Annotated in this window: 22 protein-coding genes and 1 riboswitch; of the genes, 8 read left to right on the top strand and 14 right to left on the bottom strand. The window is 70.9% G+C overall.

Annotation, left to right across the window (positions count from 1 at the left end; all coding sequences use genetic code 11):
* The 5 genes from ACFW48_RS28050 to ACFW48_RS28030 all read right to left on the bottom strand — a co-directional run bounded on the left by ACFW48_RS28050 (position 1) and on the right by ACFW48_RS28030 (position 5,419).
* Positions 1 to 1,194: a hypothetical protein gene (locus ACFW48_RS28050; protein WP_386319106.1), complete on the bottom strand. Its 1,194-nt coding sequence runs from the start codon at positions 1,192 to 1,194 to the stop codon at positions 1 to 3.
* 66 nt (positions 1,195 to 1,260) lie between these two features.
* A complete protein-coding gene (locus ACFW48_RS28045; protein WP_386319103.1) occupies positions 1,261 to 2,274 on the bottom strand; it encodes an NlpC/P60 family protein in 1,014 nt (337 codons plus the stop codon).
* A gap of 213 nt (positions 2,275 to 2,487) precedes the next feature.
* Complete coding sequence (locus tag ACFW48_RS28040; protein ID WP_386319405.1) at positions 2,488 to 3,531, bottom strand: NlpC/P60 family protein; 1,044 nt, start codon at positions 3,529 to 3,531, stop codon at positions 2,488 to 2,490.
* Between the two features lie 243 nt (positions 3,532 to 3,774).
* Positions 3,775 to 5,118 (bottom strand): NYN domain-containing protein, encoded by a 1,344-nt coding sequence (locus ACFW48_RS28035; protein WP_386319100.1) that lies wholly within the window; start codon positions 5,116 to 5,118, stop codon positions 3,775 to 3,777.
* 61 nt (positions 5,119 to 5,179) lie between these two features.
* On the bottom strand, positions 5,180 to 5,419 hold the full coding sequence (locus ACFW48_RS28030) for a hypothetical protein (RefSeq protein WP_031030820.1): 240 nt from the start codon (positions 5,417 to 5,419) through the stop codon (positions 5,180 to 5,182).
* Positions 5,420 to 5,576: 157 nt separating this feature from the next.
* Between ACFW48_RS28030 and ACFW48_RS28025 the strand changes: the two genes are divergently transcribed.
* From ACFW48_RS28025 to ACFW48_RS27995, 7 genes are all read left to right on the top strand, one after another.
* The gene (locus tag ACFW48_RS28025) at positions 5,577 to 6,350 is read left to right on the top strand and encodes a rhomboid family intramembrane serine protease (protein ID WP_386319096.1); all 774 of its coding nucleotides are present in this window, start codon (positions 5,577 to 5,579) and stop codon (positions 6,348 to 6,350) included.
* Entirely contained in the window at positions 6,347 to 6,628 is a 282-nt protein-coding gene (locus ACFW48_RS28020; protein WP_055416531.1) for an Lrp/AsnC family transcriptional regulator, read from the top strand. Before ACFW48_RS28025 ends, ACFW48_RS28020 begins: the two co-directional genes overlap by 4 nt.
* An 80-nt stretch (positions 6,629 to 6,708) precedes the next feature.
* Positions 6,709 to 7,029, top strand: a complete 321-nt coding sequence (locus ACFW48_RS28015) for a small secreted hydrophilic protein (RefSeq protein ID WP_386319093.1) — start codon at positions 6,709 to 6,711, stop codon at positions 7,027 to 7,029.
* A complete protein-coding gene (locus tag ACFW48_RS28010; protein ID WP_386319403.1) occupies positions 6,959 to 8,440 on the top strand; it encodes an ATP-binding protein in 1,482 nt (493 codons plus the stop codon). The genes ACFW48_RS28015 and ACFW48_RS28010 overlap by 71 nt, the downstream gene beginning before the upstream one ends.
* 19 nt (positions 8,441 to 8,459) lie before the next feature.
* Positions 8,460 to 9,122 carry a response regulator transcription factor gene (locus ACFW48_RS28005; protein ID WP_121746593.1) on the top strand — a complete coding sequence of 221 codons (663 nt, stop codon included), beginning with the start codon at positions 8,460 to 8,462 and terminating at the stop codon, positions 9,120 to 9,122.
* Between the two features lie 96 nt (positions 9,123 to 9,218).
* A complete protein-coding gene (locus ACFW48_RS28000) occupies positions 9,219 to 10,634 on the top strand; it encodes an SLC13 family permease (RefSeq protein ID WP_386319090.1) in 1,416 nt (471 codons plus the stop codon).
* A gap of 20 nt (positions 10,635 to 10,654) precedes the next feature.
* Complete coding sequence (locus ACFW48_RS27995; protein ID WP_386319401.1) at positions 10,655 to 11,902, top strand: glycerate kinase; 1,248 nt, start codon at positions 10,655 to 10,657, stop codon at positions 11,900 to 11,902.
* Here ACFW48_RS27995 and ACFW48_RS27990 read toward each other — a convergent pair.
* From ACFW48_RS27990 to ACFW48_RS27965, 6 genes are all read right to left on the bottom strand, one after another.
* Positions 11,812 to 13,209: an aminotransferase class V-fold PLP-dependent enzyme gene (locus tag ACFW48_RS27990; RefSeq protein ID WP_386319087.1), complete on the bottom strand. Its 1,398-nt coding sequence runs from the start codon at positions 13,207 to 13,209 to the stop codon at positions 11,812 to 11,814. The genes ACFW48_RS27995 and ACFW48_RS27990 overlap by 91 nt on opposite strands.
* Positions 13,210 to 13,377: 168 nt before the next feature.
* Positions 13,378 to 13,494, bottom strand: a riboswitch (SAM riboswitch).
* Positions 13,495 to 13,574: 80 nt separating this feature from the next.
* Complete coding sequence (gene trpD / locus ACFW48_RS27985; protein ID WP_386319085.1) at positions 13,575 to 14,639, bottom strand: anthranilate phosphoribosyltransferase; 1,065 nt, start codon at positions 14,637 to 14,639, stop codon at positions 13,575 to 13,577.
* 143 nt (positions 14,640 to 14,782) lie between these two features.
* Positions 14,783 to 16,420 (bottom strand): cytochrome bc complex cytochrome b subunit, encoded by a 1,638-nt coding sequence (locus ACFW48_RS27980; RefSeq protein WP_386319082.1) that lies wholly within the window; start codon positions 16,418 to 16,420, stop codon positions 14,783 to 14,785.
* Positions 16,417 to 17,481: a Rieske 2Fe-2S domain-containing protein gene (locus tag ACFW48_RS27975; protein ID WP_386319080.1), complete on the bottom strand. Its 1,065-nt coding sequence runs from the start codon at positions 17,479 to 17,481 to the stop codon at positions 16,417 to 16,419. The genes ACFW48_RS27980 and ACFW48_RS27975 overlap by 4 nt, the downstream gene beginning before the upstream one ends.
* Positions 17,478 to 18,287 (bottom strand): c-type cytochrome, encoded by an 810-nt coding sequence (locus ACFW48_RS27970; protein WP_386319078.1) that lies wholly within the window; start codon positions 18,285 to 18,287, stop codon positions 17,478 to 17,480. Before ACFW48_RS27970 ends, ACFW48_RS27975 begins: the two co-directional genes overlap by 4 nt.
* 65 nt (positions 18,288 to 18,352) lie before the next feature.
* On the bottom strand, positions 18,353 to 18,973 hold the full coding sequence (locus ACFW48_RS27965; RefSeq protein WP_029393865.1) for a heme-copper oxidase subunit III: 621 nt from the start codon (positions 18,971 to 18,973) through the stop codon (positions 18,353 to 18,355).
* A gap of 188 nt (positions 18,974 to 19,161) precedes the next feature.
* On the opposite strand from ACFW48_RS27965, the gene ACFW48_RS27960 reads away from it, so the two are divergent.
* Positions 19,162 to 19,563 (top strand): hypothetical protein, encoded by a 402-nt coding sequence (locus ACFW48_RS27960; RefSeq protein ID WP_386319075.1) that lies wholly within the window; start codon positions 19,162 to 19,164, stop codon positions 19,561 to 19,563.
* A 17-nt stretch (positions 19,564 to 19,580) separates the two neighbouring features.
* Here the strand turns inward: ACFW48_RS27960 and ACFW48_RS27955 are convergent, their stop codons facing one another.
* From ACFW48_RS27955 to ACFW48_RS27945, 3 genes are all read right to left on the bottom strand, one after another.
* A complete protein-coding gene (locus tag ACFW48_RS27955) occupies positions 19,581 to 20,858 on the bottom strand; it encodes an Ig-like domain-containing protein (RefSeq protein WP_386319073.1) in 1,278 nt (425 codons plus the stop codon).
* A gap of 128 nt (positions 20,859 to 20,986) precedes the next feature.
* Positions 20,987 to 21,385 (bottom strand): cytochrome c oxidase subunit 4, encoded by a 399-nt coding sequence (locus ACFW48_RS27950; protein WP_386319070.1) that lies wholly within the window; start codon positions 21,383 to 21,385, stop codon positions 20,987 to 20,989.
* A partial coding sequence (locus ACFW48_RS27945; RefSeq protein ID WP_386319067.1) for a cbb3-type cytochrome c oxidase subunit I occupies positions 21,382 to 22,122 on the bottom strand: 741 nt, incomplete at its 5' end. The genes ACFW48_RS27950 and ACFW48_RS27945, both read right to left, overlap by 4 nt.

Raw genomic sequence — 22,122 nt, 5'->3', positions numbered from 1 at the left:
TCAGTCGAACTCGGCCCGCTGATACTCCCGCCACCGTGCCGTGAACTCCTCCGGCGTCGTCGCGAGCACCTCGTTCATCGCGTCCTCGACCGCGCCCGCGCGCTTCTCGTGCGCGCCCACGGCGCGGTAGAAGGCGTCCAGGCGGTCCTCGCCCCACTGGTCGGCGATCATGCGGCAGGCCAGCCAGCCGCCCTCGTAGGCGCGGGCCAGTTCGTCCGCGTCGGCGGTGAAGCCGAAGTCCTCGTCGGTCGGGAGACTCGCGGGCACGCGGCCCTCGGAGACCGCGCCGGCCATCTCGGGGGCGGCCTGCGAGGGGGCGCGGTCGCTGTCGCGGTAGCCGACCCAGTCCGCGTAGCCCTCGGACAGCCACAGCGGGGTGGCGGCGGTGGTGTCGGCGCGGGTGGCGACGTGGGTGGTCTCGTGGGTGAGCACGACCTGTTTGCCGAGGCTGCCGAGCAGCCCGTAAGCGTCGGGATTGACGATGATCCGGTCCGCGGGTGCCTGCTCCCGGCCGCCGGTCTCGCCGGTGGTGACCGCCGCGATGCCCCGGTAGGAGGAGGCGGGCGAGCCGAGCAGGCCCGCCATCCCCTCCAGCGACTTCGGCACCAGTACGACGACCCGGCGGGCCCAGTCGCCGTCCCAGGCGTCCGACACGGCCGGCACCGCCCGGTCGGCCAGCTCCGCGTAGCCGCGCAGCGCCCCGGCGGACTGTCCGACGCCGAGCACGAGGCTGTGCGTGCCCCGGACGACCTGGACCGCGCCCTGGTCCCACGGCTGCTGGCCGGACCGCTTCGCGGGCCGGTCGGAATCGACGGTCCACCGCCCGTCCGCACCGTCCCGGCTCAGCCGCACGGCACGGCCGGTGGTGACGGGGCCCCGGTCGTGGCCCTCGATGCGGTAGCGCAGCTCGACGTCGGCGGTGGCGGTGTCGCCGGTGCGGTCCACGCCCCTCACGCGGTACGACCAGGCGGCCAGCGGCACCTCGCCCAGGTTGTCGAAGCCGGCCCCGGTGCCCGTGCGCGTGTAGGCGGCCCGGTCGTGGTCGAGGACGGATTCCGCACGCCGGTCCAGTACCCGCTGCACCTCGGCCGGGACGGGGTCGGCGGCGGTCCGGCCGCCGCAGGCCACGAGGGAGACGAGCAGCAGGCACAGCGCCACCACCGAGGAACCCGACGTCCGCCTTCGACCAGCCACCCCCCGATCGTACGGGCGGCCGGCCGAAGGGGGCAGCGGGCAAAGGGACCGGAAGGGCCGTGAAGGTCAGACCCGGGTGACCGAGGAGACCGGCATCATGCCGACCGGGTCGTAGCGCACGGGGGCGCCGGGGTAGGGCGCGTGGATCACCTGGCCGTTGCCGACGTACATGCCGATGTGGCTGGCGTCGTCGCGGTAGGCGACCAGGTCGCCGGGCCGGGCCTGGGCCAGGGACACCCGCTGCCCGGCACCGGACTGCGCCTGCGAGGTGCGCGGCAGGCCGACCCCGGCCTGCGCGTACGACCACTGGGTCAGGCCCGAGCAGTCGAAGCCGGTGGGCCCGTTGGCGCCCCAGACGTAGGGCTTGCCGAGGGCGGAGCGGGCGGCGGCGACGGCGGCCGCCGCGCGGCCGGAGACGGGTCCGGCGGCGCCCGGGGCGGGCAGGTCGGTACGGCCGGTGCGGGAGCCGCGGTCGTAGGCGGCGCGTTCGCCGTCCGGAAGGGAGTTGAGCAGTTCCCGGGCCTTCGCGAGCTTTCGCTCCACGGTCTTCTTGTGGGCGGCGACGGCCTTGCGGCCCTTCTCCAGCTCGGTGAGCTTCCGGCCGGCCTCGGCGCGGTCCTGGGCGAGGTCGCGCATGGCGCCCTGGAGTTCCCTCAGTTCACCGGCCTGGTGGCTGGTGATCCGGTCGAGCACGGAGGCCTTGTCCAGGTAGTCGTCCGGGTCGGTCGCGAGCAACAGCTCCAGCGACGGGTCGATGCCGCCGGAGCGGTACTGGGCGCCGGCCAGCGAACCGAGCGCGTCCCGCATGGTGTTGATCCGCTCCTGCTGCCGGGCGATCGAGTCCTGCGCGGTGCTGACCTCCTCGCGCAGGGCGTCGGTGCGCGCGTCGGCCTTGTTGTAGGCCTCGGTCGCCTGCTCCGCCTCCGTGTAGAGCCGGTCCACCTCCGCCCGCCGGTCGTCGTGCGGGGTGGCCGTGGCCGGTACGGCGCCCAGGGCCGCGGCGGCGACGGAAAGCAGGCCGACGGCGGCGGTGGCGCCGCGGTCGAGCCCGGTTGGTGCAAGGCGGCGATGGAACCCCACGGGAAGCCGCACTCCTTCCGCTGGCGGACAGGGAAACGCGGCAGACAGTAACCCCGCGGCGGGGCACCGGCCAACGACCTCGGAGGCGCGCGCAGCACGACGCCCCGCCGCTGACGCAGGTCACCGGCGGGGCGGAGGTAAGAAGGCCGTACCGTGATTCGCCCGAACGGGCGGCACGGCGAGGGCGACTTCGGGTTTACCAAAGGCGGCGGCTCAGACCCGCACGCCGAACATGAACGGGCCGCCGATGGTGTTCATCGACTCGTAGCGGACGACCGTGCCGGTGCGCGGCGCGTGCAGGACCTGGCCGTTGCCGGCGTAGAGGCCGACGTGGTGCAGGTCGTTGAAGAAGAAGACGAGGTCGCCGACCTGGAGGTCGCTCATCGAGGAGATGCGGGTGCCCGCGCCGGTCTGCGCCTCGGAGGTGCGCGGGATGCCGACGCCGGCCTGGGCGTAGGCCCAGGAGGTCAGGCCCGAGCAGTCGAAGGAGGAGGGGCCGGTGGCGCCGTAGACGTAGGGCGTGCCGATCTTGCTCTGGGCGGCGGCGAAAGCGGCGGCGGCTCGCCCGGAGGCGGGCTTCCCGCTACCGCCGGTCAGGACCTCGCGCTCGCTGCTGCGGGTGGCGCGCTGCTCCTCGGCGGCGAGGGCGGCCTTCTCCTTCGCGGTGAGCGTGTTGAGCAGCTTCTGCGCGGAGGAGAGCTTGCCCTGGACTTCCTTCTTCTTCTTGCCCAGTTCGGTGCGGGTGGAGGCGAGGTCCTTGAGCTTCTCGGTGGCCTCGGAGCGCTGCTGGGCGAGGTCGCGCTGCTTGTCCTGGATCTTCTTCAGCGCCTCGACCTGCTGACCGCTCAGCTGGTCGAGGGTGGAGGCCTTGTCCAGGTAGTCGTCCGGGTCGGCGGACAGGAACAACTGGAGGGAGGGGTCTATCCCGCCGGAGCGGTACTGGGCGCTGGCCATCGAACCGAGGCCGTCGCGCAGCTCGTTGAGCTCCTCCTGGCCGCGGGCGACGTTGTCCTGGATCGTGGAGATCTCCTTCTGGAGCTTCTCCTGCTTCTCCTTGGCGCCGTTGTACTTCTCGGTGGCCTGCTCGGCCTCTTCGTAGAGCTTGTCGACCTTGGCCTTGACCTCGTCCTTGCTCGGCTTCTCACTCGGGGCGGCGTTGGCGGCCTGCGAGCTGAGTGCGACAGCGGCGGCGGCAGCGGTGGTGAGCACGGTCACGCGCGTGCGGCTCGGCTGCTTGGGACGACGGTGGGACGCCACGGAGACGAGCTCCTTCTTGAGAGGGATCACCCGTGCGAGGGTTCGAGGGCTGACCCTAGTGACCCACTCGTGATCAGTTCAAATCCTCCGCCGAAAAATCCCGGTTACGCACCGCGTTCTTTGCCACAACTCACCTGCAGTGACCTTCACTTGACGCTACGTTGCGTGACGGTTCCGTCAATTCGGGCATAGAACGCCTACGTTGCGGTTGCCACGAAAGTGAAACATGGGGCCGGCGAGGGGCTAGGAAAGCCGCTTGAGGAGCACCGCGGACGCCACCGGTCGTGCGCCGGCGCGCGCCACGCCGTCGGCGACCTCGCGGTCGGTGGAGACGACGATGACCGGCCGGCCCGGCGGCTCGGCCCGCACCAGCTGGCGGATCAGCTCGTCGGCCGTGACCCCGGGCTTGGAGAACAGCACCCGCACCCCGCGCGGCGGCGCGAGCAGCACCGGCGCCACCAGTTCGGCCCCGTCGAAGACGCAGGTCATCTCGGCGCCGGTCTGCGCGGCGAGCTGGGAGAGCTGGCCGAGCAGCCGCAGCCGCTGCTTCTCCAGCGGCATCTGCGGATAGCCGGTCTTGGTGACGTTGTAGCCGTCGACGACCAGGTGCGCCTGGGGCAGCGCGAGCAACTGGTCGAGGATGGCGGGGTCGTTCTCGGACAGGGCGCGGGCGGCGATGTCCTTGGGCGTCATCCGGCCGGGTTCGACCGCGTCCACCGTCTCGGCGGGCCGCACCGACACCGGGGGCAGCGCGAGTTCCCGGCGCAGGCCCTGCGTGGCGTCCAGCAGGGTGTCCAGCAGCAGCCGCACCCGCATGTCCTCGACGCTGCGTCCCTCACGGGCCGCCTTGCGGGTGGCCTCCAGGGCGGCCTCCGCCTCCCCGAGCCGGGTCTTGAGCCGCCGGGTCTCGCTCTCGGCGGCGGAGACCTGTGCGTGCCCCTCGGCGCGGACCGCGTCGATCTCGGCCCGGATCTTGCGCAGCGCCGCCTCGCCGCGCTTGACGTCGCTGAGGGCGGAGCGCAGCTTGCGGTGCAGCGACTCGGTCTCCTTCTTCGCCGCGTCCAGCTCGGCGCGCAGCCGCTCGGTCTCGGTCCGGGTGTGCTCCCGGGCCCGGGCCAGCTCCTCGTGCAGCCGCTCCAGCTCCGCGCGGCTCTCCTCGTCGGCGCGCTCGGCGTCCGCGCGCAGCGCCTCCTCGCCGGCGGCGGTCACCAGCTTCACCCAGCCGTGCGGCCGCAGCACGTAGGCCGCGGCCGCCACGTCGAGCGGGTCCGCGGCCGGCGGCGGGGAGGCGGCGTCCAGGGCCCCGGCCAGTTCCGGCTGGGCCTCTCTGAGCTTCTCGCCGATGCGCTGGCGGAACAGGGGGTCGGTCTCCACGGCGGCGGCCATGGCGTTGCCGGCGAACTTGGCCCTGCGGTTCGGGGCGAACCGGGCGTACTGTCTCAGCTGCGCCGGCAGTTCGCCGAGGGTGAGTCCACCGAAGCCGTCGGACACGATCTGCACGACCCTGCGGCGCACGCCGTCGGGCAGCGGCCGGTCGAGCACCTCGGCGGCGCCGTCGCCCGGCTCCCCGCCATGTGTCTCCACCATCCGTCACCCCAATGCCTCTGCGTGATCCCGTGCGGGGTCACCTCATGCGGGGCCGCTCCGGTCAGGAGGCGGCACCCGGCCTGTCCACGAGTTCCACCTGGTCCACGGCGTTGCACCAGCGGCACCGCACCGACTCGATGGTCTCACTGAGCACCTCGCGCTCCTCGACCTTCGGCTCACCGGCCAGATCGAGGTGCACGTACTCGACGACCTTCGAGGCCCGGGTCACGTCGAAGCGGGTGAGGTTGCCGCAGAGGGTGCAGCGCCACCGCGTCGTGTCGGTCGGCAGGGGAACCGTCATCGTGGCTGTCCGCTCTCTTCCAGTGTCGGTGACGCGCCGGGCTCCCCCGGCGCGTGTGGCTCGTAACCCTACGGCCTGGCGGGTACCCGACGCCCGCGTGTCCACGGCGGCGAGGCGGTCCGGGCGGTTGCGTCCTGTTACGTCATGCTCTGTGTCCATGATCCGCAACTGGAGCACGGCGGCCCTCACCAGGAGGGTGAAGACGGTCAGGACACCAGGCACGTCCCGCACGCCCCGGGGCCGGTCGGCACCGGTGACGTACGGGCTGATCACCCTGTGCTGTCTGCTGTTCCTGATCAGCCCGGCGGCGGGCCTGAATCCGGTGTACGGCACCGGCGACGAACTGCTCGCCGCGCAGCGCGCCTACTTCCGGCGCTGGGGCGTGATCCCCGCAGAACTGTTCGAGGACTCCCCCGGATCGGCCCTCACCCCCGCCACGGCGCTGTTCGTCCACGGCAGCTGGGTGCACCTGCTGGGGAACATGCTCTTCCTCTACGTCTTCGGCGCGATGACCGAGGAACGGATGGGCAGGCTCCAGTTCGCCCTGTTCTACCTCGGCTGCGGCTACCTGGCCCTGCTCGGTTACGCGGGAGCCAACGCCCACTCCCAGCAGTCCCTGGTCGGCGCCTCGGGGGCCATCTCCGCGGTCCTCGGCGCGTTCCTCTTCCTCTTCCCGCGCGCCCGGGTGACCAGCCTCCTGCCCTTCCTCTTCTTCCTGCCGCTGCGGTTCCCGGCCTGGGTCGTCCTGCCCTTCTGGGCCGGCCTCCAGTGGATGGCCGCGGGGCGGGCCGGCGACGGGCCGGGGGTGGCGTATCTCGCGCACCTGGTCGGCTTCGGGCTGGGCTTCGTCTTCGCCTGGGTGCGGTTCGGGCGTACGACTAGAGTGAAGAGCGTTCCAGTGACGGCTTCCGAGGGAGACAAACAGCCGTGATCAGCGCGATCGTCCTCATCAAGACCAGCGTGGACCGGATCCCCGAGATCGCGGAGCAGATCGCCGCGCTGGAGAACGTCAGCGAGGTCTTCTCCGTCACCGGCACCTACGACCTGATCGCCATGGTCCGGGTGAACGAGCACGAGGACCTGGCGGAGGTCATCCCCGGCCGGATCAGCAAGATCCCGGGCGTGGAGGGCACGGACACGCACGTGGCGTTCCGGACGTACTCGCAGCACGACCTGGAGGCGGCGTTCGCCATCGGGCTCGACAACTAGGGCCTGTCGAGGACGCTGATGAAGAGTTCTTCATCCCGGACTCATCCGGGACGCGGGGTATCGGGCGCAGGATCAGGGGCATGGTCTTCTCACGCCGGATGGCGGCCCTGGCGGCCGTCGTCCTGATCCCGCTCGGCATCGCGGCGACCAGCTTCGCCCTCACCGACAGTCCGCAGGAACCCAAGGTCCCGGCCAAGGTGGAGCTGGAGAGCGGCTCCCCCACCCCGACCCCCACCTCCTCCTCGCCCACCTCCTCCTCGCCCGAGCCGACGCCCAGCGACCAGGTGGTGACCCGGCCACCGGTGACCGACAGCGCTCCGGATGACGACGATGACGACGACCGAGGCAACGACGCCGGAGACGACCAGGGCGCCGACGACGGAGCCGGCGACGACGGCTGACCGCGAACGCCGCCGGATCTCGGCCCGGGTCCGCATCCTGCTCTGGCTGCTGCTCGTGATGGCGGTCGCACTCGCCTCGGTGGCCGCGACCACCCGCTCGATCCTGCTGCGCGACACCGACCAGCGGATCAACGGCCTGCTCGCCCAGGAGGCCGGCGAGTTCGCCAACTTCGAGGAGCAGGGCTTCGACCCGGAGACCGGCCTCCCGTTCACCGACCCGGGTCGGCTGCTGCGGGTCTTCCTGGAGAGGCAGTACGCCGACCTGGACGAGGAACTGATCGGACTGGTGGGCGAGCAGGGCAGCAAGCCCACGCAGATCATCCAGCAGCGCGAGATCCCGGTCGCCCTGCCCCTGCACAAGGACGCCGACGCCAGGCGCCGCATCTACGCCTCCCCGGACTCCACCGGCACCCTGCACCGGCCGGAGGGGGACATCCGCTGGGCAAAGGTCACCGTGGCCCGGTACGGCGGCGAACCGGCGGCCGCCTTCGTGGTCGCCTTCCACCCCGGGCGGGAACAGGCCCGCGCGGACGAGGTGTTCCGCGTCCTGCTCGCCATCTCCGGCGTCGCCCTGCTGATGACGACCGGCATCGCCTGGGTGGTCGCGGGCCGCATCCTCAAACCGGTACGGCTGGTGCGGACCACGGCCGCGCAGCTCACCGAACAGGACCTGACCCGGCGCATCCCGGTGCACGGCCACGACGACGTGGCCGCGCTCGCCGAGACGTTCAACGCCATGCTCGACCGGCTGGAACGCGCCTTCGCCACCCAGCGCCGGTTCGTCGACGACGCGAGCCACGAGCTGCGCACCCCGATCACCATCGTGCGCGGCCACCTGGAACTGATGGGCGACGACCCGGCGGAACGCGAGGAGACCGTCCGCCTGGTCACCGACGAACTGGACCGGATGAGCCGCATCGTGGAGGACCTGCTGCTGCTCGCCAAGGCCGACCGCCCCGACTTCGTCACCCCCGAGCCGGTCCAGCTCGCCGAACTCACCGCCGACGTCTACGTCAAGGCCCGCACCCTCGGCGACCGGGAGTGGGTGCTGGCCGAGGTCGCCGACCGCGAAACCCAGCTGGACCCCCAGCGCGTCACCCAGGCCATGGTGCAGCTCGCGCAGAACGCCGTGCAGCACACCACCACCGGCCAGACCATCCGCATCGGCTCCCGCGCCGACGGCACCCGCGTCGAGCTGTACGTCGCCGACTCCGGGCCCGGGGTCCAGCCGCAGGACGCCGAGGTCGTCTTCGAGCGGTTCCGGCGCGGCACGGCCCGGCGCGGGGTGCGCGGGAGCGGTGCCGGGCTCGGGCTGTCGATCGTCAAGGCGATCGCGGAGGGCCACGGCGGGCGGGTCGCCCTGCGCACCACCGAGGGTGGCGGCGCCACCTTCGTACTGACACTGGACTGATTCCGGAAGAGGCACGCCCATGAACCGCATCCTCATCGTCGAGGACGAGGAGCGCATCGCCTCCTTCGTCGAGAAGGGCCTGCGCGCCAACGGCTTCACCACCACCGCTGTCGCCGACGGCGACGCCGCCTACGAGTACGCCCTCACCGGCGGCTTCGACCTGGTCGTCCTGGACATCGGGCTGCCCGGCCGGGACGGCTTCACGGTCCTGCGGGAGCTGCGCGAGTCCCGGGTGACGACCCCGGTGATCGTGCTGACCGCACGGGACTCCGTACGGGACACGGTGGCCGGCCTGGAGGGCGGCGCCGACGACTGGATGACCAAGCCGTTCCGCTTCGAGGAACTGCTCGCCCGGGTTCGGCTGCGACTGCGTACGGCGGCCAGGGCACCGGAGGTGACGGTGCTGAGGTCCGGCGACCTCTCCCTGGACCTGCGTACCCGCCGCGCCCGTGCCGCGGAGCGGACGGTCGACCTGACGGCCCGTGAGTTCGTGCTGCTCGAACTGTTCCTGCGCCACCCTGGGCAGGTCCTGTCGCGGGAGCAGATCCTGTCCCACGTGTGGGGCTACGACTTCGACCCCGGCTCCAACATCGTGGACGTCTACGTGCGGGCGCTGCGCAAGAAGCTGGGGGCGCAACGGGTGGAGACGGTACGGGGCATGGGGTACCGGCTGCCGGGCTGACGTACCCGGCCCGCCGACGGCCGACCGGCTTTTGTGTGAAGTTTCCTTCATGTCGGGCTCATTGAGGACTCACCACCCGGGAGAACCCTCGATGACGTGACGTTGAACCTCCGCCTGGCGGCGGCCCTCTGCGTGGCGCTGTCCCTGTGCGCGCTGCTGGCGGTACCAGCGAACTTCCCCGCCCTCGGCGGTGACGCGCGCCTCACCCTCGCCGTGTTCGCGCTGGCCACCTGCGCCTGGATCGGTACGCCGATCGACGACACGTACATCGCGCTGGGCGCCGGACTCGCGCTGACCGCTACCGGCGTGATCAGCAGCGACACCCTCTTCGGCACCCTCGGCGACGACACGGTGTGGCTGCTGATCTGCGCCTTCGTGCTGGCGGCGGCGGTGACCCGGACCGGCCTCGCGGGGCGGGCGGCGGCGTTCCTGGTCGGCGGGGCGCGCAGCGTACGGCAGTTGGTGCATCTGACGACGGCCGCGCTGGTCGTGACGGCGTTCGCGGTGCCGGCCACGTCGGGCCGGGCGGCGCTGGCGTTGCCGGTGTTCCTCGCCCTCGCCAAGGCCCTCGCCGACCGGAAGCGACTGGTCGTGATGCTGGCGCTGCTGTTCCCGACCGTGATCCTGCTGTCGGCGGTGGCGACCCTGATCGGCGCGGGAGCGCATCTGATCACGGTGTCGGTGCTGTGGGAGGCGACCGGCGACCGGATCGGCTTCACCCAGTGGCTGCTGCTCGGCCTGCCGCTGGCCGTGACCTCCTCCCATCTGGCCGCCGAGACGGTCCTGTTGACGACCACACGGCGAGCGGACCGCAAGGCCCCGGTCCACATCACCGCCGAGGAGATACAGCGGCACAGCGAGAAGCCGGTCACCGGTCCCTGGACGCAGGCGGAGAAGCGCTGCGCCGCGCTGCTGGCCACGGTGGTGGCCCTGTGGTGCAGCGAGCCCCTGCACCATGTGTCGCCCGCGGTCGTGGCGCTGATCGGGGCGGTCGTCGCCTCCTCGCCCGCGCTCGGCACCGTACAGCTCAAGGACGCGCTGAAGACCGTCCCCTGGTCGCTGCTGCTGTTCATGGCGGCGACCATGGCGATGGGCGTCGCGCTCGCCGACTCCGGCGCGGCGAGGTGGCTGGTGTCGGGGCTGCCCGCGCACGTCGCGCCGGCCGTCTTCCTCGGGGTCGTGGTGGCGGTGAGCACGGCGGCCCACCTGGTCCTCCAGTCCCGCTCGGCCCGCTCCTCCGTCCTGGTCCCGCTGGTGATCGCCGCGGCCGTGGGCGCCGGGGTCAACCCGGTCGCCGCCGCGCTCGCCTCCACCGCGGCCGCCGGTTTCTGCCACACGCTGCCGGCCTCCGCCAAGCCGGTCACGCTCTTCTCCGACATCCCCGGCACCCCCACCTACTCCCCGCGCGACCTGCTGCGGCTGTCCGCCGTCCTGGCGCCGCTGACCGCCGCCCTCGTGCTGTTCTTCGCCGCCGCCGTCTGGCCGCTGCTCGGCGTACCCGTGACTCGTTGAAGGAGCCCTCCATGTCCTCCATGCCCTCTCCGCTGAACCGTGTCGTCGTGGCCCCCAGCGGCTTCAAGGAGTCCCTGTCCGCGCAGGCCGCCGCCGACGCCATCGCGGCGGGTGTCCGCCGGGTCCTGCCGGACACCGAGATCGACCGCGTCCCGCTGGTGGACGGCGGTGAGGGCACGGCCGTCGCGCTGGCCGCCGCGACCGGCGGGCGGCTGGTCGCGCTGGCCGCCACCGGCCCGGTCGGCGAACCCGTCGGCACCCATTTCGCGCTGCTCGGCGCCCAGGACACGGCGGTGGTGGAGATGGCGGCCGTCGCGGGCCTCTCCCTGGTCCCCCGCGCCCTGCGCGACCCGGGCGCCACGACGACGTACGGCGTCGGCGAGCTGATCCGCGCCGCGCTCGACACCGGGGTACGGCGCGTCCTGGTCGGCTGCGGCGACTCGGGCACGTCGGACGGGGGCGCGGGCGCACTCCAGGCGCTGGGGGCCCGGCTGCTGGACGCCGACGGCTTCGAACTCCCGCACGGCGGCCGGGAGCTGAGCCGCCTCGCCCGCATCGATCCGTCCGGTCTGGACGCCCGGCTGAAGGACACCGAGCTGCTGGTGGCCTGCAACCCGTTCAACGTGCTGTGCGGCGAGCGGGGCGTGGCCCGGGTGTTCGGCCCGCAGAAGGGGGCGACGCCCGCGCAGGTCGAGGAGTTGTCGGCCGGTCTGGAGAACTGGGCGCGCGTCCTCACCCGGGACCTCGGTGTCATCGGCACGGACCTGCGAGGCGGCCCCGGCACCGGCGCCTCCGGCGGGCTGGGCGCCGGGCTGGCCGCGGTCGGCGGCCGGCTGCTGCCCCGCTTCGACGTGCTGCTCGACCACCTCGACCTGGACGCCCGCCTCGCCCGCGCCGACCTGGTGCTCACCGCCGAGGGCGCCCTGGACCACCAGACGCCGCGCGGCAAGGTCCCGGCCGAGGTCGCCCGCCGCGCCAAGCTCTACGGCCGTCCCGTCCTCGCCCTGGCCGGCACGCTCGGCGAGGGCGCGCACGAGGTGCCGGGGGTGGACGCCTGCCACGGCATCATGCCGGCGCCGATGGCCCTGGCGGACGCACTGCTGCGCGCCGCCGAACTCCTCACGGACGCCACGGAGCGGGCGCTGCGGATGATCCTGCTGGGGTCGCGGCTGCCGGGTCAGGCGGCGGTGCCGGCGGCCGCGGTGCCGACCGCGGAGGTGTCGGCGGCGGACGTGTCGGGCACGCAACGCCCGTCCTCGGTCCGGTAGTTCCACCGGGCGCCGTCGTTCACCAGTTCCTTGACGGCGTTCACGAACCGCTCGACGTGCTCGTCCGGGGTGCCCGCGCCGAAGCTCACGCGGATGGCGTTGAGGGACTTCTCCCCCGGCGCCGCCTCGGGGGCGCCGCACTCGCCCTGCGCCTGCGGGTCGCTGCCGAGCAGGGTGCGCACCAGCGGGTGGGCGCAGAACAGACCGTCGCGCACCCCGATGCCGTACTCGGCGGAGAGCGCGGCGGCGAAGTGGGAGCTGTTCCAGCCGTCGACGACGAAGGAGAGCACGCCGACGCGGGGGGCGGCGTCGCCGAAGAGGGAGAGGATCCGCACCTGCGGCACCTCGGCGAGGCCCTCCCGCACCTTCCCGATCAGGTATTCCTCGCGGGCGACCAGCGTGTCGAACCCGGCCTCGGTGAGGGCCTTGCAGGCGGACGCGACGGCGTAGGCGCCGATGACGTTGGGCGACCCGGCCTCGTGGCGGGCGGCGCTGTCGTGCCACTCCACGTCCACGCCGCCGTCGGCGCGCCGGGTGACCCTGCGGCTGGCGCCGCCGCCGGCGAGGTACGGCTCCGCCTCGCGCAGCCAGTCCGCGCGGCCGGCCAGCACACCGGAGCCGAAGGGGGCGTACAGCTTGTGCCCGGAGAAGGCGACCCAGTCGACGTCCAGGTCGGCCACGGAAACGGGGTGGTGCGGGGCGAGCTGGGCGGCGTCCAGGACGATCCGGGCGCCGTGCGCGTGCGCGGCGGCGGCCAGTTCGCGCACCGGCCACAGCTCGCCGGTGACGTTGGAGGCGCCGGTGACGCACACCAGGGCGGGGCCGTAGGGCTCGCGGGCGGCGAGGGCGCGCTCCAGGGTCTCGACGGCCTGCGCGGGAGTGCGCGGGGCGTCCAGGTAGGTCACGTCGGCGTCCCGCCAGGGCAGCAGCGAGGCGTGGTGCTCGGTCTCGAAGACGAAGACCCGGCAGCCGGCGGGCAGCGCGGCGGCGAGCAGGTTGAGGGAGTCGGTGGTGGACCGGGTGAACACGACCTGGTCCCCTTCCCGGCATCCGAGGAACTCGGCGACGGTCTCCCGGGCGTTCTCGAACAGGTCGGTCGACAGCTGCGACAGGTACCCGGCCCCGCGGTGCACGCTGCCGTAGTAGGGGGCGTAGGCCGCCACGTCGTCCCAGACCCGCTGGAGCGCGGGCGCGCTGGCGGCGTAGTCGAGCGCGGCGTAGGTGACCTCCCCGCCGGTGACGAGCGGGACGGTGACGTCCCGGCCGAGCACGGGCAGCGGGGTGGCGACAGCGGTGGGTACGGACATGGCGGACTCCCGTGAGGACCAGCGCCAAGAGGGGCGCTGTGAAGATGCGAAGTGAAGAAGAGGTGTGCGGAGGCGGGGCTCTGCGGCCCTATCGCATTCGCTTGTTCACGGGAGACTCCCTCGGACGACCCAGGACCCCTGGACCCACACTCTTGAAAGCGTGCGAGGGGTCCGCGCTTGCCGTGAACCTTGCTGTCCACGGCCTGGTCTTCACCCGGGGCACCCCGCCACGGACGGAGGGTTGCCGGACAGTCGGCCGGGGCCTCATGACTGTCACTCATGACCTGACGAAAAACCTAGGGGAAATGATCGGCGCCCCGCAACCCGAGTCCGGATCGCGGGACGCACGTCACACGAGAGGGCGGCTACGCGTGGGTCGCCGCCACCCAGCGCTCCAGGACCCGCCTGGCCGCGCCCGAGTCGACCGCCTCCGCGGCCCGGTCCATCCCGGCCCGGATCTGCTCGGTCAACGGCCCGTCGCCCGGCTCCAGCGCCACCAGGGCCGCCGCCGAGTTCAGCAGCACCGCGTCCCGCACGGGGCCCGTCTCGCCGGCCAGCAGGCGGCGGGCGACGTCGGCGTTGTAGGAGGCGTCGGCGCCGCGCAGCGCCTGAACCGGTACCAGTTCGAGGCCGACGTCCCGCGGGTCGAAGGTCTCCTCGGTCACCCGGCCGTCCCGCACGACCCACACCCGGGAGGTGGACGTCGTGGTCAGCTCGTCGAGGCCGTCGTCGCCCCGGAAGACCAGGGACGAGTGGCCGCGCTCGGCGAAGACACCGGCGATGATCGGCGCCATCCGGGCGTGGGCGACCCCGATCGCCTGGGACTTCACCTGGGCGGGGTTGGTCAGCGGACCCAGGAAGTTGAACACGGTGCGGATACCCAGCTGGCCGCGCGCCGCCGCGACATGGCGCAGTGCCGGGTGGAACTTCACGGCGAAGCAGAAGGTGATGCCGGCCTCCTCGGCGACCTCCGCCACCCGCTTCGGCGTCAGCTCCAGGTTGACCCCGAGCTTCTCCAGGACGTCGGAGGCCCCGGACGCCGAGGAGGCGGCCCGGTTGCCGTGCTTGACGACCCTCGCGCCCGTGCCGGCCACGACGATCGCCGACATGGTGGAGATGTTGACCGTCTTGGCGCCGTCGCCGCCGGTGCCGACGATGTCGACCGTCTCCCCCGGCACCTCGATCACGTTGGCGTGCGCGTACATGGTGCGGACGAGGCCGGAGATCTCCTCGACGGTCTCGCCCTTGGACCTGAGCGCCACCGCGAAGCCGGCGATCTGCGCGTCGGTCGCCTCGCCGCGCATGATCACGTCCAGCGCCCAGGCGGTGTCGTCCGCGGAGAGGTCCTGGCCGTCCAGCAGTCCGTTCAGCAGGGCGGGCCAGGAGCGGCCCGCCGCGGTGTCGCCTCCAGCGGGGGTCACAGCGCTCATGAGCCGCTCCTGAATCGTGTGTTTCGCGGAAAGGGAGTGTGGTCCCACGTGTGGTCCCACCCTATCCAGCCCCGGGCACGGCGAAGGGCCCCGTCCGCGGAACGGACGGGGCCCTTCGGCCGTGGTGTGGCGACGCTGGAGGGTCAGTGGTGGCCGTGGCCGCTCGTGATCTCCTTGTACTCCTCGACGGTCGGCTTCGGAATCTGCGACTCCTCGCCGTAGTACCCCTTGCTCAGCTTGGCGCGGAGCTTCTCCGTGCGCTTCACCTTGCGCCGGACGCCGTTCTCGTCGACCTCCGGGCCGATCTCGGCCGGCTTGTACTGCTCGTGCGCCGTGAGCGTGTGCAGCTGCTCCTGGCTGAGCGGCTCGTGCACCTCGATGAACTCACCGTGCGGCAGGCGCTTGATGATGCCCGACTCGCGGCCGTGCAGCACCTTCTCCTTGTCCCGGCGCTGGAGGCCGAGGCAGATCCGCTTGGTGACTATGAACGCGACGACCGGGGCGACGAAGAACCCGATGCGGACGAACCAGGTGATCGCGTTGATCGACAGGTGGAAGTGCGTGGCCCACAGGTCGTTGCCGCCGCCGATCAGCAGCACCATGTACCAGGTGATCCAGGCGACACCGAAGGCGGTCCGGGTCGGGGCGTTCCGCGGGCGGTCCAGGATGTGGTGCTCGCGCTTGTCGCCGGTGACCCAGGACTCGATGAACGGGTAGACCGCGATCGTCGCCAGGACCAGCGGGAAGATGATCAGCGGGATGAGCACACCCAGGACGAGCGTGTGACCCCAGAAGTTGATCTCCCAGCCCGGCATCACACGGATCAGGCCCTCGGAGAAGCCCATGTACCAGTCGGGCTGGGCGCCGGTGGAGACCATGTCCGGCCGGTAGGGGCCGATGGACCAGATCGGGTTGATCGTGGCGATGGCCGAGACGGCGGCGATCACACCGAAGACCAGGAAGAAGAAGCCTCCGGCCTTGGCCATGTACACCGGCAGCAGCGGCATGCCGACGACGTTCTTGTTGGTCTTGCCGGGACCCGCGAACTGCGTGTGCTTGTGGTAGAAGACCAGGATCAGGTGGCCGACCACCAGGCCGAGCATGATGCCCGGCAGCAGCAGGATGTGGATCGAGTAGAACCGGGCCACGAAGTCGTGGCCGGGGAACTCCCCGCCGAAGAGGAAGAACGAGATGTACGTGCCGACGATCGGCACGGACAGGATCGCGCCCTCCATGAAGCGGATACCGGTGCCCGAGAGCAGGTCGTCCGGGAGCGAGTAACCGGTGAAGCCGGTGAACATGCCGAGGACGAACAGCAGGAAGCCGAACAGCCAGTTGATCTCACGCGGCTTGCGGAACGCGCCGGTGAAGAAGACGCGCATCATGTGCACGAACATGCCGGCGAGGAAGATCAGCGCCGCCCAGTGGTGGATCTGCCGGATGAGCAGACCACCGCGGACGTCGAAGCTGATGTCCAGCGTCGAGGCGTACGCCTCACTCATCAGCTGGCCCTGCAGCGGCACGTACGAGCCGTGGTACGTGACCTCGTTCATCGAGGGGTGGAAGAACAGCGTCAGGTACACACCCGTGAGGATGATGATGATGAAGCTGTAAAGGCAGACCTCACCCAGCATGAACGACCAGTGGTCGGGGAAGATCTTGCGCATGTTGGCCTTGGCCAGGGAGTAGATCCCCAGCCGGCCGTCGGCCCAGTCGGCGACGCGCTCGCCGGCCGGTGCCTTCCCGCGAGAGCGGGGGGCTTCGTTGGCTGTAGTGCTCATCCGCGCTCCCAGAAGGCAGGACCGACGGGCTCTTCGAAGTCGCCGAGCGCTTCGAGGTAACCCTCGTCGTTCACGCCGATGCGCAGCTGCGGCAGGGCGTGACCGGCGGGACCGAAGATCACCCGGGCACCGTCGGCAAGGTCGAAGGTGGACTGGTGGCAGGGGCAGAGCGCGTGGTGCGTCTGCTGCTCGTACAGGGAGATCGGGCAACCGACATGGGTGCAGATCTTCGAGTACGCCACGATGCCCTCGTGCGACCACTCGAGCTCGCGCTTGTCCTTGATGGCCTCCGGCTCCAGCCGGATGATCATCAGGGCCGCCTTGGCGATCTCGGTCATGAACTCCTCGTCGTGCTCCTCCAGGCCCTCGGGCATGGCGAAGGTGAGCGAGCCCACCGCGACGTCGGAGGGGCGCAGCGGCTCGTGGGTGTTCATGTTGACGAGCAGCTTGCCCTTGGACCACAGGGTGTGCCGGAGCTTGGTGCCGGGCAGCGGGCCGAGGTCGCGCAGCAGGACGACGCCGGAGAGCGGCACCAGCGTGAGCGCGCCCAGCATCGTGTTGCGGATCAGCTTGCGGCGCCCGATCACGGACTCCTTGGCGCCCTGCTTGAAGTCCGCGTGGACCTTGGCACGGGTCTCGGCGTCGGCCTCGATCGGGTGACGCTCGTCGGCGACCTCCTCGTCGGACATCAGCGTGCGGGCCCAGTGGACCGCGCCGGCGCCGATCGCGAACAGCGCGACGCCGAGCGTCATGCCGAGCGCGAAGTTCAGCGCACTGATGTGACCGAGCGGGAAGATGTAGACCGACTTGTCGACCGGGATCGTCACGAACGAGGCGATGAAGCCGACGGTGGCCAGCATCGACAGCGTGAACAGCAGGGCGACCGTGCGCTCGGACCGCTTGGCGGCCCGCTCGTCGGTGTCCTGGATCCGGTGCTCGTGGGGCGGCAGACCCGGGTCGGCGAACGGGTTCTGCTCGTCCGCGGTGCGCAGCGAGCCGTGCCGGTGCGGGGCGTCCTGCTCAGCGGGCAGGTTCTCTTCTGGAATGTCTTGGCTACTCATGACTTCTTGGCCTTTGCGGTCCGAGCGGCGACCCAGACGGCGACGGCGATCAGGGCGCCCAGTCCGAACACCCAAGCGAACAGACCCTCACTCACCGGACCGAGTCCGCCGAGGTTGAGGCCACCGGGCTCCACGGTGTCGTCGCTGTTGACCGCGTCCAGGTAGGCGATGATGTCCTTCTTGTTCTGCTCCGACATCGTGGTGTCGGGGAAGGAGGGCATGTTCTGCGGGCCGGTCTGCATGGCCTCGTAGATGTGCTTGGGATCGACGTCCTCGAGGCTCGGCGCGTACTTGCCGTGCGTCAGGGCGCCGCCCTTGCCGGTGAAGTTGTGGCACTGCGCGCAGTTGTTGCGGAACAGCTCACCGCCCTTGGCGATGTCCGCGCCCTCCGGGCCGTACTTCTCCTCCGACGGGATGGCCGGACCGGCACCCAGCGAAGCGATGTAGGCGGCCAGCTGGTCGATCTCGGCCTGGGAGTAGATCACCTTCTTGCGCGGGACCTGCGCGCCGGGCTGCTGGGCCGGCATACGGCCGGTGCCCACCTGGAAGTCGACGGCCGCGGCGCCCACGCCGACCAGGCTCGGGCCGTCGGTGGTGCCCTGACCCCCGGTGCCGTGACAGCTGGCACAGCCGACGGCGTAGAGCTTCTTGCCCTCGTCGATGGCGAGGGACTGGGCGGTTTCATCGGCCTGCGCCTTGCCCGCGGGTGCGAACGCGGCGTACAGCCCCCCTGTGCATGCCAGCGCGAGGAGTAGGACGACGAGCGCCGCCAGCGGGTGGCGTCGTCGTGCGGAGAGCTTTTTCACGGATTACCCCGGTGTCAGGATCTTCTGCGTCGATGCTTCTGGTATTGGGCGGGTGCGCGCCGCGACTACTTGATCATGTAGATCGTGGCGAAGAGACCGATCCAGACGACATCGACGAAGTGCCAGTAATAGGACACGACAATGGCCGCGGTCGCCTGCTCGTGGGTGAACCTCCGGGCCGCGTAGGTGCGGCCGAGGACCAGCAGGAAGGCGATGAGACCGCCCGTCACGTGCAGTCCGTGGAAGCCGGTGGTCAGGTAGAACACCGAGCCGTACGGGTCCGACGAGAGCGAGAGGCCCTCGTGCTTGACCAGCTCGGTGTACTCGAACACCTGACCGCCGATGAAGATCGCACCCATCACGAAGGTGACGATGAACCACATTCGGAGCTTCTTCACGTCACCGCGCTCGGCCGCGAACACGCCGAGCTGGCAGGTGAGGGAGGAGAGCACCAGGATCGTGGTGTTCGTCGCGGAGAACGGGAAGTTCAACGCGTCGGCCTTCTCGGACCAGAAGTCCGGGCCGGTCACCGATCGCAGGGTGAAGTACATCGCGAAGAGGGCCGCGAAGAACATCAGCTCGGAACTCAACCAGATGATGGTTCCGACGCTGGTGAGGTTCGGCCGGTTGACCGACGGGTGCGCGTGCCCGGTTTCTACTGTCGTTGCTGTCGCCACGACCGACATTATGTCGGTCGCTTATCCCGCCCTCACCCCGGGGGGTGCCGTTCGGAGTGTCCGCCCCGTCTGTACTGCCCGTATGGCCCATCGAACGGCCCGTCGAAGCCGTGTCCGAACCAGTGTTGACGAGGAGTTCGAAGGAGTAGCATCCGGCGCGACGGGCTACGACTGTTTCACTGCGTATCGGAGGAAGCATGCAGCCGACCGCCACGGTGCTGGTCTACAGCGACGACTCCAACACCCGAGAGCAGGTGCGGCTGGCGACCGGTCGACGGCCGGCTCCGGACGTGCCCGTGGTCGAGTTCGTGGAGTGCGCCACCCAGGCCGCCGTGATCAAGGAGCTGGACAAGGGCGGGATCGACGTCTGCGTCCTGGACGGCGAGGCGGTGCCCATGGGCGGCATGGGGCTCTGCCGGCAGATCAAGGACGAGGTCTTCCAGTGCCCGCCGGTGCTGCTGCTCATCGCCCGGCCGCAGGACGCCTGGCTGGCGACGTGGAGCCGGGCGGAGGCGGCTGTGACGCTGCCGGTGGAACCGGTCGAGTTCGCGGGTGCGCTGGCCGCGCTGCTGCGGCAGAAGAGGCTGCAGGGCGTTTAGGGGCGCCCCGGGGCACCTCACACCACCGTCGGCCGCAGCCGTGCCGCCTCCTGGGTGTTCGGGGCGCTGTCGGTGCCGCCGGTCAGGGCGCTGCCCGTACGCCATTTGTTCCAGTCGAGGTTCCAGTCGCCGAAGCCGTTGCCGAAGGGTTCCATCGTCTCGCCCTCGGAGTTGACCACCTCGACGAGGTCGCCCTCCTGGACGACGCCGAAGAACCACTCGGCGTTGGCGGTGCTCATGCCGACGCAGCCGTGGCTGACGTTGGCCAGGCCCTGGGAGCCGACCGACCAGGGGGCGGCGTGCACGTACTCGCCGCTCCAGGTGACCCGGGTGGCGAAGTACACGGGCAGGTCGTACGACTCCGAGGAGCCCTCGGCGATGCCGACGGTGCTGCTGCGCATGCGTACGAAGGGTTCCTTGCCCAGGACGACCTTGACGCCGTTGCGGGTCTCGAAGCCGGGCTTGCCCGAGGTGACCGGGATCTGCCTGATCTCCTCGCCGTCCCGGTAGACCGTCAGCGTGTGCGCGGCGGCGTCGGTGACGGCCACGACGCGGTCGTCCGTGGTGATCTTCAGGGGCTTGGCGGTGCCACCCCACATCCGGTCGCCGACCTTGATGCCGTCGAGGGTGCTGCGGACCTGGACGGTGGCGTGGGCGGGCCAGTACTCCTTGGGCCGGTAGTGGAGTTTCTTGTCGTCCACCCAGCGCCAGGCGCCCTCCACGGCGGGCGTGGAGTCCACCTTCAGGGCGCGTTCCACTATGGCCCGCTGGGCGCTGTCCCGGACCGGCTGGCTCAGTTCCGCGGTGATGGGCTGACCGACGCCGTACGCGCCCGCCTTGGGCCCGAAGGAGACGTCCAGGGTCTTCTTGGAGCTGGGCAGTCCGGTCTCGAAGGTGAGGACCTTGCGGCCGGGCGCGCCGTCGCCGTCCTCGGTGCTCACCCGGACCGTGTAGTGGGCGCCCGCGGCCAGCGGCGAGGTGCTGTGCCAGCGGGCTCCGTCGGCGGAGAGTTCGCCCGCGACGTAGCGGCCCGCCGCGTCCATGGCCGTGACGTCCGTGATGCGCCCGTCGGCGCCCTCGGCGACGACCTCCAGGGGTTTGTCGGGGTCGGCCTTCTTCCCGGCGTCCGTGGGGCCGTTGAAGGAGATCTGGCCGGCCGCGTCGTAGGGCGAGGCGGACAGCGGGTTGTCGTCGTCGCCGCTGCAGGCGGTGACGCCCGCGCCGAGGGCCATCACCAGCAGGGTGCAGCCGACGACCGTACGCCCCCGCGCCTGGAAGTGAACCGTGTCGCTCATGGCCTCACGCTAGGGAGCGACGTCAGCGGCGGCACGGTGGGTAACCCGGACGAGTGAGGCGGGTACTGCATACGAGGGGCCCGGACGCTCCTGACGGAGTGTCCGGGCCCCTCGGCGCTCGGCGCGTGCTACTGGGTGCGGTTCTCACCGCGGTAGTACTCGAAGACCCAGCCGAACAGGCCCACGAGAAGGATCGGTGCCGAGAAGTACATGATCCACCAGCCGACCGCCACGCCCAGGAAGGCGAGCGCTCCGCCGAACCCGAGCGCCAGCGGCTGCCAGCTGTGCGGGCTGAAGAACCCGATCTCGCCGGCGTCGTCCGCGACGTCCGCTTCCTTGTTGTCCTGGGCACCGGCGTCGACCCGCCTGGCCGTGAAGGCCAGGTAGAAGCCGATCATGATGGACAGGCCGAAGGCGAGGAAGAGGGCCGTGGTGCCGGCCGGCTCCATCGACCAGTAGCCGTAGACGATCGCGACGGCCAGGATGAAGACGCTCAGCCAGATGAAGAGCTGTCCCTGGATCTTCACTTGCCGGCCTCCTTGCCGCCGGCGAGGGTCTTCTCACCGTGACCGACGTTCTCGAGCTGGTCGATCGCCGAGACCTCCGGGTGGTGCAGGTCGAAGGCGGGGGATTCACTGCGGATGCGCGGCAGCGTGAGGAAGTTGTGCCGCGGCGGCGGGCAGGAGGTCGCCCACTCCAGCGAACGGCCGTAGCCCCACGGGTCGTCCACGTTGACCGGCTTGCCGTACTTGGCCGTCTTCCAGATGTTGTAGAAGAACGGCAGGAGCGACATGCCGAGCAGGAACGAGCTGATCGTCGAGATCGTGTTCAGGGCGGTGAAGCCGTCGGCCGCCAGGTAGTCGGCGTACCGGCGCGGCATGCCCTCGGCACCCAGCCAGTGCTGGACCAGGAAGGTGCCGTGGAAGCCGATGAACAGCGTCCAGAAGGTGATCTTGCCGAGGCGCTCGTCCAGCAGCTTGCCGGTGAACTTCGGCCACCAGAAGTGGAAGCCGGCGAACATCGCGAACACCACGGTGCCGAACACCACGTAGTGGAAGTGCGCCACCACGAAGTACGAGTCCGAGACGTGGAAGTCCAGCGGCGGCGAGGCCAGGATGACACCGGTCAGACCACCGAAGAGGAAGGTGATCAGGAAGCCGGTGGACCACAGCATCGGTGTCTCGAAGCTGAGTGATCCCTTCCACATGGTGCCGATCCAGTTGAAGAACTTCACACCGGTCGGGACCGCGATCAGGAAGGTCAT

This window comes from Streptomyces sp. NPDC058812, assembly GCF_042744565.1.
GTDB lineage: Bacteria > Actinomycetota > Actinomycetes > Streptomycetales > Streptomycetaceae > Streptomyces > Streptomyces thinghirensis.
Note: the sequence above shows the minus strand (reverse complement) of the source record. Positions and strands in the feature narration are given on the sequence as shown.